The organism is Streptomyces sp. NPDC048441 (genome assembly GCF_043200235.1).
In the GTDB taxonomy this organism is placed as follows: Bacteria; Actinomycetota; Actinomycetes; order Streptomycetales; family Streptomycetaceae; genus Streptomyces.
In genome coordinates this window covers 150154-164543 of sequence record NZ_JBICXM010000010.1, presented here as the reverse complement: position 1 = coordinate 164543, position 14390 = coordinate 150154, and the positions used below count along the sequence as shown (strand labels likewise).

The 14390-nt window shown below is 68.3% G+C and carries 12 protein-coding genes; 8 read left to right on the top strand and 4 right to left on the bottom strand.

The features are described 5' to 3' along the window. The first annotated feature begins 83 nt into the window (after window positions 1-83). From ACGFSB_RS24815 to ACGFSB_RS24800, 4 genes are all read left to right on the top strand, one after another. Window positions 84-1913: an ABC-F family ATP-binding cassette domain-containing protein gene (locus tag ACGFSB_RS24815; RefSeq protein ID WP_393403180.1), complete on the top strand. Its 1830-nt coding sequence runs from the start codon at window positions 84-86 to the stop codon at window positions 1911-1913. A gap of 146 nt (window positions 1914-2059) precedes the next feature. After that, window positions 2060-3880, top strand: coding sequence for a PQQ-binding-like beta-propeller repeat protein (locus ACGFSB_RS24810; RefSeq protein ID WP_393403177.1), 1821 nt, complete (start codon window positions 2060-2062; stop codon window positions 3878-3880). 67 nt (window positions 3881-3947) lie between these two features. Continuing rightward, complete coding sequence (locus tag ACGFSB_RS24805) at window positions 3948-5831, top strand: PQQ-binding-like beta-propeller repeat protein (RefSeq protein WP_393403174.1); 1884 nt, start codon at window positions 3948-3950, stop codon at window positions 5829-5831. 241 nt (window positions 5832-6072) lie between these two features. Then, window positions 6073-6828: a LuxR C-terminal-related transcriptional regulator gene (locus ACGFSB_RS24800; RefSeq protein ID WP_393403172.1), complete on the top strand. Its 756-nt coding sequence runs from the start codon at window positions 6073-6075 to the stop codon at window positions 6826-6828. 39 nt (window positions 6829-6867) lie between these two features. Here the strand turns inward: ACGFSB_RS24800 and ACGFSB_RS24795 are convergent, their stop codons facing one another. Both ACGFSB_RS24795 and ACGFSB_RS24790 read right to left on the bottom strand, forming a co-directional pair. Further along, window positions 6868-7149, bottom strand: a complete 282-nt coding sequence (locus ACGFSB_RS24795; protein WP_393403169.1) for a hypothetical protein — start codon at window positions 7147-7149, stop codon at window positions 6868-6870. Window positions 7150-7173: 24 nt separating this feature from the next. Continuing rightward, on the bottom strand, window positions 7174-8856 hold the full coding sequence (locus ACGFSB_RS24790) for a sodium:solute symporter family protein (protein ID WP_393403166.1): 1683 nt from the start codon (window positions 8854-8856) through the stop codon (window positions 7174-7176). 238 nt (window positions 8857-9094) lie between these two features. On the opposite strand from ACGFSB_RS24790, the gene galT reads away from it, so the two are divergent. The 3 genes from galT to galK are packed head-to-tail and all read left to right on the top strand — an operon-like array spanning window position 9095 to window position 12287. After that, window positions 9095-10162: a galactose-1-phosphate uridylyltransferase gene (gene galT, locus ACGFSB_RS24785; RefSeq protein WP_393403164.1), complete on the top strand. Its 1068-nt coding sequence runs from the start codon at window positions 9095-9097 to the stop codon at window positions 10160-10162. Beyond that, window positions 10159-11112, top strand: a complete 954-nt coding sequence (gene galE / locus ACGFSB_RS24780; RefSeq protein ID WP_393403161.1) for a UDP-glucose 4-epimerase GalE — start codon at window positions 10159-10161, stop codon at window positions 11110-11112. Before galT ends, galE begins: the two co-directional genes overlap by 4 nt. 20 nt (window positions 11113-11132) lie before the next feature. Next, window positions 11133-12287, top strand: coding sequence for a galactokinase (gene galK / locus ACGFSB_RS24775; protein WP_393403158.1), 1155 nt, complete (start codon window positions 11133-11135; stop codon window positions 12285-12287). Window positions 12288-12306: 19 nt separating this feature from the next. Here galK and ACGFSB_RS24770 read toward each other — a convergent pair whose 3' ends face one another. Then, window positions 12307-12750, bottom strand: coding sequence for a GNAT family N-acetyltransferase (locus ACGFSB_RS24770; RefSeq protein WP_393403156.1), 444 nt, complete (start codon window positions 12748-12750; stop codon window positions 12307-12309). Window positions 12751-13026: 276 nt separating this feature from the next. Between ACGFSB_RS24770 and ACGFSB_RS24765 the strand changes: the two genes are divergently transcribed. Continuing rightward, window positions 13027-13803, top strand: a complete 777-nt coding sequence (locus ACGFSB_RS24765; protein WP_393403153.1) for a LuxR C-terminal-related transcriptional regulator — start codon at window positions 13027-13029, stop codon at window positions 13801-13803. Here ACGFSB_RS24765 and ACGFSB_RS24760 read toward each other — a convergent pair. Then, complete coding sequence (locus tag ACGFSB_RS24760) at window positions 13762-14259, bottom strand: MarR family winged helix-turn-helix transcriptional regulator (RefSeq protein WP_393403150.1); 498 nt, start codon at window positions 14257-14259, stop codon at window positions 13762-13764. The genes ACGFSB_RS24765 and ACGFSB_RS24760 overlap by 42 nt on opposite strands. Window positions 14260-14390 lie beyond the last annotated feature (131 nt).

Sequence of the window (14390 nt, the reverse complement as noted above, 5' to 3'; positions counted from 1 at the left end):
TCGCGTCCGCATCGGCCGCCGGGCTGACAGTCGCCGTCTCCGACTACCCTGGAGGTCGATCCATCCCCTTCCCTGGAGCGTTAATGGCCGTCAACCTGGTCAATGTCGAGGCAGTCAGCAAGGTGTACGGCACCCGTGCCCTGCTCGACGGTGTATCCCTCGGCGTGTCCGAGGGGGACCGGATCGGCGTCGTGGGGCGCAACGGAGACGGGAAGACGACCCTCATCCGGATGCTCGCCAAGCTGGAGGAGACGGACTCCGGGCGGGTCACGCACAACGGCGGCCTTCAGCTCGGCGTGCTGACCCAGCATGACTCCCTTGATCCCGAGGCCACCGTCCGGCACGAGGTCATCGGTGATCTCGCCGATCATGAGTGGGCGGGTAACGCCAAGATCCGGGATGTGCTCACCGGTCTTTTCGGTGGTCTTGACATGCCCGGATTCCCGCAGGGGCTCGATACGGTCATCGCGCCCCTCTCCGGTGGCGAGCGGCGGCGTATCGCGCTCGCGAAGCTGCTCATCGGTGAGCCCGACCTGATCGTGCTCGACGAGCCCACGAACCATTTGGACGTCGAGGGCATCGCCTGGCTCGCCGAGCACCTGCGGACGCGGCGCTCGGCGCTCGTCTGCGTCACGCACGACCGCTGGTTCCTGGACCAGGTGTGCACGCGCATGTGGGACGTACAGAGCGGGTCTGTCTTCGAGTACGAGGGTGGGTACTCCGATTACGTCTTCGCCCGTGCCGAGCGCGAGCGCATCGCGTCCACCGAGGAGACCAAGCGCAAGAACCTGATGCGCAAGGAGCTGGCCTGGCTGCGGCGCGGTGCCCCCGCCCGTACCAGCAAGCCGCGCTACCGCATCGAGGCCGCGAACGAACTCATCGCCGATGTGCCGCCGCCCCGGGACAGCAGCGAGCTGATGAAGTTCGCGACGACGCGGCTCGGCAAGACCGTTTTCGATCTGGAGGACGTGACCGTCCAGGCCGGGCCCAAGCTGCTGTTGAAGCATCTGACCTGGCAGCTCGGACCCGGTGACCGGATCGGTCTGGTGGGTGTCAATGGCGCCGGTAAGACCTCGCTGCTCAAGGCGATGGCCGAGGCGCAGCGCTCCGATGGCGACGTGCAGCCCGAGGCGGGGCGTGTCGTGGTCGGCAAGACCGTGAAGCTGGCCTATCTGTCGCAGGAGGTGGCCGAGCTCTCCCCGACACTGCGGGTGTTGCAGGCCGTGCAGCAGGTGCGCGAGCGGGTGGACCTTGGCAAGGGCCGGGAGATGACCGCCGGGCAGCTCTGCGAGACGTTCGGGTTCAACAAGGAGAAGCAGTGGACGCCCGTCGGTGATCTGTCCGGTGGCGAGCGGCGGCGGCTGCAGTTGTTGCGGCTGTTGATGGACGAGCCGAATGTGCTCTTCCTCGATGAGCCTACGAACGACCTTGATATTGAGACCTTGACTCAGCTCGAGGACGTTCTTGACGGGTGGCCGGGGTCCATGGTCGTGATCTCCCACGACCGGTTCTTCCTCGAGCGCACCACCGACAAGGTGTTCGCGCTGCTCGGCGACGCCACGATGCGGATGCTGCCGCGCGGCATCGACGAGTACCTGGAGCGGCGCAAGCGGATGGCGGCGGCCGGTGTCCCGGCGGCCCCGCTCGCCGCGGTCGGCTCTTCGGCCGCGGCGCCGGCCGCCGCGCAGAAGACGGTCTCCTCCGCCGACGCGCGCGCCGCCAAGAAGGAACTTCAGAAGATCGAGCGACAGCTGGACAAGATGTCCACGAAGGAAACCTGGCTGCACGCCCAAATCGCCGATAACGCCACCAACTTCGGAAAGGTGGCCGAACTGGACGCCGAGTTGCGTGAACTCGTCAGCGAGCGCGACGAGTTGGAGATGCGCTGGCTCGAGCTGGCGGAGAGCGCGTAGAGGTCCAGTAACAGACTCATCACGGGCCGGTCCTCCCTTGGGTACAGGGGATGGACCGGTCCGTTGTGCTACGGGGTCAGGGTGATAGAAAGGTCCGCCTGAGCACCACTTGGCGTGCCGAAAAATCAGTGAAGGGGGAAGCGCTGATGACTCAGCCGCCCAACCAACCGCCGTCCGGCGGTTTCGGAGCTCCGCAGGATCCGCAGCAGGGGGCCGCTCCGCAGCCACCGGGCCAGCCACCGCAGATGCCCGGTCAGCCGCCGCAGGCCCCGCCGCCCGGAGCCCCGCAGACTCCGCCCGCGCCGCAGCCCGGCTACGGCTACCCGCAGGCTCCGCCCGCGCCCCAGCCTGGCTACGGCTACCCGCAGCAGCCGGGCCAGCAGGCCGGTCCGTACAGCCAGCCCGGACCTTACGGCCAGCCCGGTCAGCCGGGTCCCTACGGCCAGCCCCAGTACGGGTACCCGCAGCAGCAGCCGCAGTTCCCCGGTGGCCCCGGTGGCCCCGGTGCACCCGGTGGTCCGGCCGGCGGTGGCGGCAAGAACCCCTTCAAGGGCAAGCCGGGTCTGATCATCGCGGCCGCGGCCGCGGCGGCCCTCGTCATCGGAGGCGTCGCCTGGGCGGTCGTCGGCGGTGACGACGACGGCAAGAAGAAGCCGGTCGCCGAGAAGAGCGACGACCCCAAGGCCAGCGGCTCCGCCCCGGTCAACCCGGGCAACGGTGACGGCGACGGCGCGAAGCAGGAAGACCTCAACGCGGGCCGCCAGCCGGGCGAGTCGAAGGTGCTCTGGTACAAGGAGGCGCCCAAGGCGCCCGGTTCCGGTGCCGACGCCGACGGCATGTGGGTCAAGGGCGACATCGCGGTCAAGGCGGCGTACAAGGAGATCACGGCCTACAACGTCAAGACGGGCGAATCGGCCTGGCCGACGATCAAGTTCCCGCAGAAGATCTGTGGCGCCACCCCGCAGATGACGGACGACGGCAAGATCGTCGTCGCGTACAAGGACGGGCTCAAGGACGACGCCAAGTGCAACCAGATTCAGGTCGTCGACCTGAAGACGGGCGGCAAGGGCTGGAAGAAGCCCGTCGAGGAGGAGGGGCTCTTCGACATGTCCCTCTCCACGGACCTCTCCCTCACGGGCGACACACTGATGGTCGGCCGTTCCCAGTCCGGCACGGCACTGCGGATGAAGGACGGCAAGCAGCTCTTCGTCGCGGGCAAGAAGGACGAGGGCACCTGCTTCCCCAGCGGCTTCGCCGGTGGCAAGAAGCTGCTCGTCGCCCTCTCCTGCGGGGCCAGCTCGCCCTCCGAGCACGACGAGATGCAGCAGCTCAACCCGAAGACCGGCGACGTGGTGTGGACGAAGAAGTTCCCCAAGGGCTGGAAGGTCGGCCGGATCTACTCCGAGAGCCCGACGGTCGTCTACCTCACCAACGAGGACAAGAAGCAGTGGAACATCACCACGCTGAAGCCCAACAGCAGTGACACCCGCTCCGAGGTGAACGTCGACGAGAAGTTCGCGCCCGAGTGCGACGGCTCGACGTTCCTCGGCGGCAGCTTGCAGGGCTGCCTGGGCGCGACGGTCGACAACAACAACCTCTACCTGCCGACCGAGGCGACCTCCGGTGCCAACGAGGTCGTGGCGATCAGTCTCGCCACCGGCAAGGAGGCCTGGCGCACGAAGTCGCCCCTCGATGAATCGATGCTGCCGATGAAGGTCGAGGGCGGTTCCGTCGTCGCCTATGTCAACCCGTCGTACGACTCCGGCGGTCAGGTCGTCTCGATTCCGACCTCGGGTTCGCACAAGCCGAAGACCCTCCTGAAGAACCCGGAGGGGACCTCGGAGATCGAGAGCGGCTTCTACTCGAAGGATGTCGATTATGTCGACGGCCGCTTCTACATCTCCACCACGCGGCTCTCGGGCAGCACGAAGGGCCCGGAGAAGCTGATGCTGGCTTACGGCAAGTGATCTTCTCCGTGGGCAAGTCGCCCTCTTCGTCGCCCAGTTCACCTCTCGTCCCCAAGGAATCGACGTCATGACGCAGCCGCCCCAGCCGCCCAACGAGCCCCCGCAGGGCGGGTTCGGCGCTCCCCAGGACCCCCCGCCGGGTGGTTTCGGCGCACCTCAGGACCCGCCGCCGGTCGGTTTCGGCAAGGCCCCTGAGCCGAACCAGAACCAGAACCCGTCGTACGGCTACCCGCAGACCCCGCCGCCCGCCCAGCCGCCGACCCCGCCTCCGCCGCCGCAGGGCCAGCCCACCTACGGCTACCCGCAGGCACCGCAGGCCCCCGGCACCCCGCCTCCCGGCCAGCCGCAGGGCTACGGCTATCCGGGGCAGCCCGGTCAGGCGCCCTATGGTCAGCAGCAGCCGCAGTACGGCCAGCAGCCTCCCTACGGCGCCTACCAGCAGCCCTCCACGATGCCGATGGCGCCGCAGCCCGGCGCCCCCGGCTCGGGCGGCTCGAAGATCAGCGGCCAGATGAAGATCATCATCGGCGCGGTCGTGGCGATCGCCCTGATCGTCGGCGGCGGAGTCTTCTACGCGTCCACGTCCGGCAAGGACGACACCGAGGCGAGCTCCGAGGGCTCGTCCGGCGGCACCAAGGGCGGCGGGGGCGGCGACGAGAAGGGCGGCGGCGAGCAGGGCCCGAGCGACCCCGGCAAGGAGAAGGTCCCGGCCAACACCAGCGCCACGGTCTCCATGCAGCTCGCGCAGCCCGAGGTCCCCAAGGACGACGTATGGAGCATCAAGGGCTCCTGGCTGCACGACGGCATCTACGCCAAGGCGGGCGTCAACAAGGTCGTCGGCTATGACTCGACCACCGGCAAGCAGGTGTGGACGCTGCCGCTGGCCGGCCAGACGTGCGCGGGCTCTCCCGAGGTCACCAAGGACGGCATCGCCGCGGTCGCGTACGAAGAGGCCAAGCGGACCAAGAAGGGCGATCACCAGACCTGCTCGCAGATCTCCGCGATCGACCTGAAGTCCGGCACGAAGCTCTGGACGGAGACCATCGAAGAGGGCAGCGAGGCCGCCCGGGTCGAGGAGCTCACCATCAGCGGCAACACCGTCGCGGCCGGTTCCAGCGCGGGCGGCGCCGCCTTCGACATCGCCAACAAGGGCAAGCACCTGTGGGAGCCCACCCCGGGCGACACCTGCCAGGACGAGGGCTACGCGGGCGGCGAGCAGCTCGTGGCCGTCCAGAAGTGCGGTGACTACGACGACGAGAAGCTCAAGATCCAGCTCCTCGACCCCACATCCGGCAAGGTCAAGTGGACCTACCCGGTGACGCCGGGCGTCGACAACGCCAAGATCATCTCGACTCGGCCTGTCGTCTTCGGCCAGGACACCCAGGACATCACCGCGACCGGCGTCACGGACGCCTTCTCGCTCGATGACAAGGGCGGTCTCCGCGCCAAGATCTCGCTGCCCGACGGCAAGTACGACCACAACTGCGAGGTCAACGTCGTCCACGACTGCAGCTCGATGGCCGTGGGCAACGACAAGCTCTACGTCCCCACTCGCCAGCACGACGGCGGCGGTGACGGCTACAGCCAGACCAACGAGATCGTCGCCTTCTCGCTGGCCACCGGCAAGACCACCGGCGACCGTGCCGACGCGGGCGAGGACGGCGAGATGTTCCCGATCCGCATGGACGGCGGCAACATCCTGGCGTACAAGGATGCCGGCTACAACAAGGGCGCCCAGGTCGTCTCCCTCAACGGCAAGACGCTGAAGGAGACCAAGCTCCTGGAGACCCCCGCGGCCGAATCCGTCGGCAGCGCGATCAGCAGCCTGGTCCCGAAGTCGAACGAACTCCTTTACAGCGACGGCACCTTGTTCCTCGGCAAGGAGCTCATCAGCAAGCCGTACTCGAAGGACGAGAAGGAGTACTCGGCCCTGGGCTTCGTCGCCAAGTAGGCCCTGTACTTCCTGCGTACGCGCCGTTCAGCCCCGTTCCTGAAGAGGAGCGGGGCTGTTGCGTACGCCCGTACTCCCCCTCACCCCTCGAAGGCCGGGATTTCGGCATTCCGGGCGGCTTATCGCCGGTAGGGGGCGCGCAACGTCGAACAAGCGTGTAGCTTCCGGGGGATGAGTGGGTGTGGGGCCGGGGGGTCCTCGATCCGTGGGGGATCAGCGGGGAAATGTGGGGGGATGCTCGATGGGTGTGCGGCTCATGGTGGTCGACGACCACCGACTGCTCGCCGAGGCACTCGCCTCGGCCTTGAAACTACGTGGTCACCGGGTGCTCGCCGCGGCCGCGCCCGCGGCCGGGGCGGCGGAACTGGTCATCAGCCGCGCGCCCGAGGTCTGTCTGCTCGGCACGGCGACGCCCGCCGATGCAGGCATGTTCGACCCGGTTGTGAAGATCAAGCGGGAGCGCCCGCAGGTCGCCGTGGTCGTGCTCGGCCCGGTGCCGAGTCCGCGCGGCATCGCGGCCGCCTTCGCCGCGGGTGCTTCCGGATACGTACGTCATGACGAGCGCATCGAAGGCGTCGAACGCGCCATCATGAAGGCGAGAGCGGGCGAGGCCGCCGTCGCCCCGCAGCTGCTCCAGGGCGCGTTCAGCGAGCTGCTCAATCCGGCCGCGCAGCCCGACGACGAGGGGCAGCGGCTGCTTCAGATGCTGACGCCGCGCGAGGTCGAGGTCCTGGTGCGGGTCGCGGACGGCGAGGACACCCGTCTGATCGCGGCCGGGATGGGGATCGCGCCGAGCACCGCGCGTACGCACGTGCAGCGCGTCCTGATGAAACTGGGCGTCGGGTCCCGGCTCGAAGCCGCCGCGCTCGCCGCGCGAACGGGACTCCTCGACCGCGCGGAGCGCCCTGCGTCGAGCTATGCGAACGACATCAACGACATCAATGGCATCAATGGCATCGCGGATACGCCGACGGGGCCCGAGCCGCCACCGCAGTAGTGACTACCGCGGTGGCGGCTCGGGCCCCGTCCAGGGGAGTTACTCGCTCTCCGGCACCTCGGCGGGCGGCACCGTCGGGCGCAGCCACAGCCAGCCGAGGAAGAAAAGCCCGAGGGCCAGCATGGCCAGGCCCGTCCACAGGTTGATGTTGATGTCCTCGGCCTTCTTCAGGTCGGCGTCGGACGGGGAGATTCCGGCGATCGTCACGATGATTCCGTAGACGACGAACAGGCCGCCGATGATGCGCCGGATGTCGAAGAGACGGGCCGCCGTCGCGGACTTGCGCTCCAGCTCGGAGACTTCGTTCTGCAGTTCAGACATGGTGTGTCAGACCTCCGATCGGGGTTAGAGCGAGTACGGCAGGTAGCAGAGCGCGGCGAGCACGATCGCGCCCCAGCCGAGCAGTGCGGGCTTGCGGTACCAGGCGTCGTCGCCCTCGGCGGGCGGCTCCTCGATGCCCGGCGCGGTCGTCCCGTACACCAGACCGGCAAGCTCGGCCTCCGGCTTCGGCGCGGTGAACAGCGTGACCACGACCATCACCACGGCGCCCGCGACGAAGCCGACGATCGCCGAGACGAAGTTGGCGCCCTGGTCGGTCGGGATGTCGATGACGCCCTGCTTGTAGATCCAGAAGTAGTTGACCATCGCGGCGGTCGTGCCCGCGAGCAGGCCCCACACACCGGACTTCACCGAGGCCCGCTTCCAGAACATGCCGATGATGAAGACCACGAACATCGGGACGTTGAAGAAGGAGAACAGCGTCTGGAGGTACCCCATGATGTTCGAGAACGACGAGGCGATGAAGGCCGTTCCGATGGAGGCCAGGACGCCGATCGCGGTGATCAGACGGCCGAACTTCAGGTAGTAGCCATCGGGCTTGTCCGTCTTCACGTACTTGGACCAGATGTCGTACGTGAACACGGTGTTGAAGGACGACACGTTCGCCGCCATGCCCGCCATGAACGCCGCGAGCAGACCGGTCACCGCGATGCCGAGCACGCCGTTGGGCAGCAGCTCCTGCATCAGGTAAGGGATCGCGTCGTTGTACGTCAGGTCGGAACCCGCCGTGCCGATCTTCGGGACCAGTACGGCCGCGACCAGGCCCGGGATCATCACCAGGAAGACGATGAAGATCTTCGGGAAGGCGGCGATCAGCGGAGTGCGCTGGGCGGCGGAGAGGTTCTTCGCGGACAGGGCGCGCTGCACCTCGGCGAAGTTCGTCGTCCAGTAGCCGAAGGAGAGCACGAAGCCGAGGCCGAGGATGATCGTCAGCCAGTTCGCGCCCAGCGGGTTGGCGTCACCGATGCCGGTGCCGCCCCACGCGCTCATGAAGTCCGCGCCGTGCGACTTCTCGATCGATCCCGACAGACCGTCCCAGCCGCCGACCTTCTTCAGGCCGATGACGCAGATCGGGATCAGCGCGGCGAGGATCACGAAGAACTGGAGCACCTCGTTGTAGATCGCCGAGGAGAGCCCGCCGATCGTGATGTACGCCAGGACGAAGAAACCGGCGACGACGATCGCCACCCACTGCGGCCAGCCGAGGAGCGCCTCGACGACGATCGACAGGGCGTAGAGGTTCACGCCCGCGATGAGGATCGCGGCGAACGCGAAGAGCACCGAGCTCAGCAGGTGCGCCGACTTGTCGAAGCGCTGGAGCAGGAACTCGGGGACCGAGCGGACCTTGCTGCGGTAGTAGAACGGCATCATCACGAGGCCGAGGAAGACCATCGCGGGGATGGCGCCGATCCAGTACCAGTGGACGACCGCGACGCCGTACTGGGCGCCGGTCGCGGCCATGCCCAGGATCTCCGTGGCACCGAGGTTCGCGGCGACGAACGCGAGGCCGGTGACCCAGGCGGGCAGGGAGCGGCCCGAGAGGAAGAAGTCGAGGCTTGTCTTCACGGAGCGCCGGGCGGCGAAGCCGATGCCTAGGACGACTGCGAAGTAGATCGCGAGGATCGCGTAGTCGAGGCCGTTGGTGGGCAGCCGAAGCCCCTCGGCCAGGGTCTGTGTGGGGGACTGCATGGGGAACTCGCTTCGTTGCGCGAACTGAATCAGACCGGAACCTACGCCTCTCGCTTCAATAACTGAAGACTTCTGTTGGTGTTCTTTGTTGGATTGTGATCGGACGCATCCCTCTCGTCGCTTGCTCGCTGCTCGCTCGCCGCTCGGACGCATCCCTCCCACCGCATTGACGATGCTGTTGCCTTGTGATTTGTTATGTTCGGTTATGTTGGGTGGGTGTTGGTGAGGAGCCCCGGACGTGAAGAAGACCTCGACCCGTCTCGCAGACGGTCGTGAGCTCATCTACTACGACTCGCGTGATGACGCGGTGCGCGACGCCATCGACCGGAGACCCCTTGACCCCATCTCCACCACATCGGAGATCCGCCGCGATCCGCTCCTCGGCGACTCCGTGGCCATCGCCTCGCACCGCCAGGGCCGCACCTACCACCCGCCGGCCGACGAGTGCCCGCTCTGCCCCTCGGCGGGCGAGAGGCTGAGCGAGGTCCCCGACTCCTCGTACGACGTCGCGGTCTTCGAGAACCGCTTCCCCTCCCTTGCCGGGGACGCGGGACGCTGCGAGGTCGTCTGCTTCACCTCCGACCACGACTCGTCCTTCGCCGACCTCACGGAGGAACAAGCGGGCCTCGTCCTCGATGCCTGGACGGACCGGACCGCCGAGCTCTCGCACCTGCCCTCCGTCCAGCAAGTGTTCTGCTTCGAGAACCGCGGCGCCGAGATCGGCGTGACCCTGGGCCACCCGCACGGGCAGATCTACGCCTATCCCTTCACCACTCCGCGTACGTCCCTGATGCTGAGGTCGCTCGCCGCGCACAAGGAGGCGACGGGCCGCAATCTCTTCGACGACGTCGTGGCCGATGAGCTCGCGGGCGACCGGGTGGTCCTCGAAGCCGAACACTGGGTGGCGTTCGTGCCGTACGCGGCGCACTGGCCCTACGAGGTACACCTCTACCCCAAGCGCCGGGTGCCCGACCTGCTCGGACTCGACGAAGCGACGCGCACAGAGTTTCCCCAGGTCTATCTGGAACTGTTGAGGCGCTTCGACCGGATCTTCGGCGAAGGTGAACAGCCGACCCCGTACATCGCGGCGTGGCACCAAGCGCCCTTCGGGTCGCTGGAAGACCTGGCAGAGCACGAAGGCGTCAATCGGGACGACTTCGCCCTCCACCTCGAGCTTTTCACCATTCGCCGCACTTCGGGCAAGCTGAAGTTCCTCGCGGGTTCCGAATCCGGCATGAGTGTGTTCATCAACGACGTGCCGCCGGAAGCCGCGGCCCAGCGACTGCGAGAGGTAGCGAGTTCATGAGCGGTAAGTACCTGGTCACCGGCGGGGCGGGCTATGTGGGAAGCGTGGTGGCCCAGCATCTGATCGAGGCCGGGCATGAGGTGACCGTCCTCGACAACCTCTCCACCGGGTTCCGCGCGGGCGTCCCGTCCGGCGCGACGTTCATCGAGGGCGACATCCGCGATGCCGCCAAGTGGCTGGACTCCTCCTTCGACGCCGTGTTGCATTTCGCTGCCTTCTCGCAGGTCGGCGAGTCCGTCGTGAAGCCCGAGAAGTACTGGGACAACAACGTCGGCGGCACGATGGCGCTGCTCGCCGCGATGCGCGACGCCGACGTACGCAAACTGGTGTTCTCCTCGACGGCGGCGACGTACGGCGAACCGGTCAGCACCCCCATCACCGAGACGGACCCGACCGCCCCGACCTCCCCGTACGGCGCCTCCAAGCTGGCCGTCGACCACATGATCAGCGGCGAGGCCGCCGCGCACGGCCTGGGCGCGGTGTCGCTGCGCTACTTCAACGTGGCGGGCGCGTACGGCGAGCAGGGTGAGCGGCACGAACCCGAATCCCACCTGATCCCGCTGGTCCTCCAGGTCGCGCAAGGCCGCCGAGAAGCAATCAACGTCTACGGCGACGACTACCCGACCCCGGACGGCACCTGCGTACGCGACTACATCCACGTCGCCGACCTGGCCCAGGCGCACCTCCTCGCGGTCGAGGCGGCCACCTCGGGCGAGCACCTGATCTGCAACCTCGGCAACGGAAACGGCTTCTCCGTACGCGAGGTCATCGAAACCGTCCGCCAGGTCACCGGACACCCGATCCCCGAGGTCATGGCCCCGCGCCGCGGCGGCGACCCGGCGGTCCTCGTCGCGTCGGCGGCCACCGCGCGCGAGCGCCTCGGCTGGAATCCGTCCCGCGCGGACCTCGCGGGCATCGTCGCCGACGCATGGGCATTCGCCCAGCGTTGACCGGTATCAAGGGGTAACTGATGGACGTAGCGGGGCAGTTCGCCGAGTTGTACGGGTACGAGGCGGACGGGGTCTTCTCGGCGCCGGGCCGGGTCAACCTCATCGGCGAGTACACGGACTTCAACGAAGGCTTCGTACTGCCGCTCGCACTGCCGCACACCGCGGTGGCGGCGGTGGCGCGGCGCTCGGACGGGGTCCTGCGACTCCACTCGGCGGACATCGACGCACCGGTGGCCGAGCTGCGGGTCGACGAGCTGACCCCCTTGTCGCCTTACGGGCAGGGCGGCTGGGCCGCCTACCCGGCGGGCGTGGCGTGGGCGCTGCGGGAGGCGGGACATGACGTGACCGGCGGCGCCGACGTCCACCTCGCGTCGACCGTGCCGACGGGGGCGGGCCTCTCCTCGTCCGCCGCCCTGGAGGTCGTCATGGCGCTCGCCCTGAATGACCTGTACGAACTGGGCCTGACCCACCCGGAGTTGGCGGTCATCGCCCAGCGCGCCGAGAACGACTTCGTCGGCGTGCCGTGCGGTGTCATGGACCAGATGGCATCGGCGTGCGCCACGGAAGGCCACGCCCTGCACCTGGACTGCCGTGACCTGTCGATACGTCAGGTTCCCTTCGACCTCGCGGCGCAGGGGCTGCGGCTCCTGGTGGTCGACACCCGCGTGAAGCACGCGCTCGGCGACGGCGCGTACGCCGAGCGCCGCTCCGGGTGCGAGGCGGGCGCGCGGGCGCTCGGCGTGAGCCATCTGCGCGACGTCCCGTACACCGAACTCCCCGATGCCTTGGAGAAGTTGACGGACGACACCGTCCGTGACTACGTCCGCCACGTCGTCTCCGACGACCACCGCGTGGAGCGCGTCATCGACCTGCTCGACGCGGGCGACGTACGCGGAATCGGCCCCGTCCTCACCGAGGGCCACGCCTCGCTCCGCGACGACCTGCGGATCTCCTGCCCGGAGCTGGACCTGGTGGTGTCCACGGCGAACGCGGCGGGGGCGCTCGGCGCCCGGATGACCGGTGGGGGCTTTGGCGGCTCCGCGGTGGTCCTGGTCGAGGAGGTGGACGCGGACGCGGTCACCAAGGCGGTCGTCGAGGCGTTCGCGTCGGCAGGACATACTCCGCCCCGCGTGTTCCCGGCGGTGCCTTCGGCGGGGGCGCGTCGCGTGGCGTGACGTCAGGTCGGTCGCTTCGTCAGGTCAGCCGCTTCGTCAGGGTGAACTCCTTGGCGCCCTGCGGGTAGTCCGGGATGACGGACACCACGTCGTAGCCCTGGCCGCGATAGAACCCGGGAGCCTGGAAGTCCCATGTCTCCACGCGGGAGTTGAGACAGCCGCGCTCCTCGCGGGCGATGCGCTCCGCCTCGCCGAGCAGCCGGGTGCCGAGGCCCGCGCCCTGGTGGTCCTCGCTGACCCAGAGGTGGTTCACATGGAGCCAGCGCCCCCAGGTGTGCCCGGCGAGGCCGCCGATCAGGTCGTCCGTCCGGCCCAACACCCAGACTGCCAGCGGTACTTCACGCTCCTCGACGGTTCCGCGCATCGCACGGATCACGGGTGATGCGGCGTTGTTCGAGTCCTGGAGGTGGGCAAGGAGCAGAGCGGATCGCTCTTTGTCGACTCCTGTCTCAATACGAAACATAGGTCTCACCATAAACGCGCTGGCCAATCAGTTCTGTAAATCACCTTCCGCTCCTGCCGTCCGGCCCTACTCTGAGTGGCAGTGCCGGTGGGGGCCGGCACCGATCAGGGGGCGAGACAGTCGGGTACGACGCCCGGCGTGGGGGTAGCAGTCATAGCGCGGCGGCGGCCGTGCGATTGCCGTGACCCTCGTTCCGGGCGCCGTACCCGCACCGTGCGTTCTCCGGCGATGGGGTATCCCCTGCTCTCCGACGAGAGCTTGGGGAAGGGGGTTTCAGTGGTTCGTATCCGAGTCCTGGTCGTCGACGACCATCGCATCTTCGCCGAGTCGCTCGCAGCGGCACTGGCGGCGGAGCCCGACGTCGACGTGTCCGCGGCGGGCAGCGGCCCGGCCGCGCTGCGCTGCATGGAGCGAGGAATCGCCGAGGGGCGCAGGTACGACGTGCTGCTCGTCGACGCCGACCTCGGCGCATCCGCGAGCGCCATGCAGGGCGTTCGCCCCGCGCCGTCCGTGCAGGACGGCAACGCGGACGGTCTGGTGGACGGCATCTCCCTGGTGGCCGGGGTCCGTTCGGGCCAGCCGATGGTCCGCACGGTGGTCCTCGCCGAGAAGGACGACCCGCGCAGGGCCGCCCTCGCGCTACAGGCCGGTGCCTCGGGCTGGGTCGCCAAGGACTGCTCGCTGTCCCGGCTCCTCACGGTCATACGGGGCGTGCTGCGGGAGGAGACCCATCTGCCGCCCGCGTTGCTCACCGGCGTCCTGCGCGAGCTGACCGCCGCACGCAAGCACCGCACGGAGTCCGAGCGCCTGGTGGAGTCGCTGACTCCGCGCGAGCGCGAGGTGCTTCGCTGCATGGTGGCGGGCCTGGGCAGGAAGGCCGTGGCCGAGCGCCTCTTCCTCTCCCCGCACACCGTGCGTACGCACATGCAGAACGTGCTGGGGAAGCTGGGCGTCCACTCCACGCTCGCGGCCGTCGCGCTCGCTCGCAGGGCCGGGGTCGGCCCGGTCGACCTAGCCAGGGATGTTGTCGAACGGGGCGGTCAACTGGCGTAGCAGCGCGGCCAGTTCGCCCCGCTGTCCGCGCGAGAGCTCGGCGAGGATGGCCCGCTCCTGCTTGAGGAGCCCGGCGAGGGCCTGGTCGGCGCGGTCCTGCCCTTCCTCGGTGAGCCGCACGAGCACGCCGCGCCGGTCACTGGGGTCGGGGAGCCGCTCGACGAGGCCCTTCTTCGCGAGCCGGTCGATGCGGTTGGTCATCGTGCCGGATGTGACCAGGGTCTGGGTGAGCAGCTGGCCGGGGGAGAGCTGATAGGGCGCGCCCGCGCGCCGCAGCGACGTCAGTACGTCGAACTCCCACGGCTCCAGGCTGTGCTCGGAGAATGCGAGCCGACGGGCGCGGTCGAGATGCCGCGCGAGCCTGCTGACGCGGCTGAGCACCTCGAGTGGTTCCACGTCGAGGTCGGGGCGCTCCCGGCGCCATGCTGCGACCAAACGGTCGACCTCGTCCTCCATGGCGATCAGTGTAGAGGGTCTGTCGACATGAAGTCTCTTGACGTCAAGATACTTCGGGGTTGAGGATGGCGTTACGACGTCCGTGGCGCCGCTGCGAAGGCGATGTGACGCCTGTACGAAGCCTGTACGAA

What these genes read in the sequence shown, in the direction of transcription:
- ACGFSB_RS24815 (WP_393403180.1), top strand. Translation starts at nt 84, where the DNA reads ATGGCCGTCAACCTGGTCAATGTCGAGGCAGTCAGCAAGGTGTACGGC.
- ACGFSB_RS24810 (WP_393403177.1), top strand. Translation starts at nt 2,060, where the DNA reads ATGACTCAGCCGCCCAACCAACCGCCGTCCGGCGGTTTCGGAGCTCCG.
- ACGFSB_RS24805 (WP_393403174.1), top strand. Translation starts at nt 3,948, where the DNA reads ATGACGCAGCCGCCCCAGCCGCCCAACGAGCCCCCGCAGGGCGGGTTC.
- ACGFSB_RS24800 (WP_393403172.1), top strand. Translation starts at nt 6,073, where the DNA reads ATGGGTGTGCGGCTCATGGTGGTCGACGACCACCGACTGCTCGCCGAG.
- ACGFSB_RS24795 (WP_393403169.1), bottom strand. Translation starts at nt 7,149, where the DNA reads ATGTCTGAACTGCAGAACGAAGTCTCCGAGCTGGAGCGCAAGTCCGCG.
- ACGFSB_RS24790 (WP_393403166.1), bottom strand. Translation starts at nt 8,856, where the DNA reads ATGCAGTCCCCCACACAGACCCTGGCCGAGGGGCTTCGGCTGCCCACC.
- galE (WP_393403161.1), top strand. Translation starts at nt 10,159, where the DNA reads ATGAGCGGTAAGTACCTGGTCACCGGCGGGGCGGGCTATGTGGGAAGC.
- galK (WP_393403158.1), top strand. Translation starts at nt 11,133, where the DNA reads ATGGACGTAGCGGGGCAGTTCGCCGAGTTGTACGGGTACGAGGCGGAC.
- ACGFSB_RS24770 (WP_393403156.1), bottom strand. Translation starts at nt 12,750, where the DNA reads ATGTTTCGTATTGAGACAGGAGTCGACAAAGAGCGATCCGCTCTGCTC.
- ACGFSB_RS24760 (WP_393403150.1), bottom strand. Translation starts at nt 14,259, where the DNA reads ATGGAGGACGAGGTCGACCGTTTGGTCGCAGCATGGCGCCGGGAGCGC.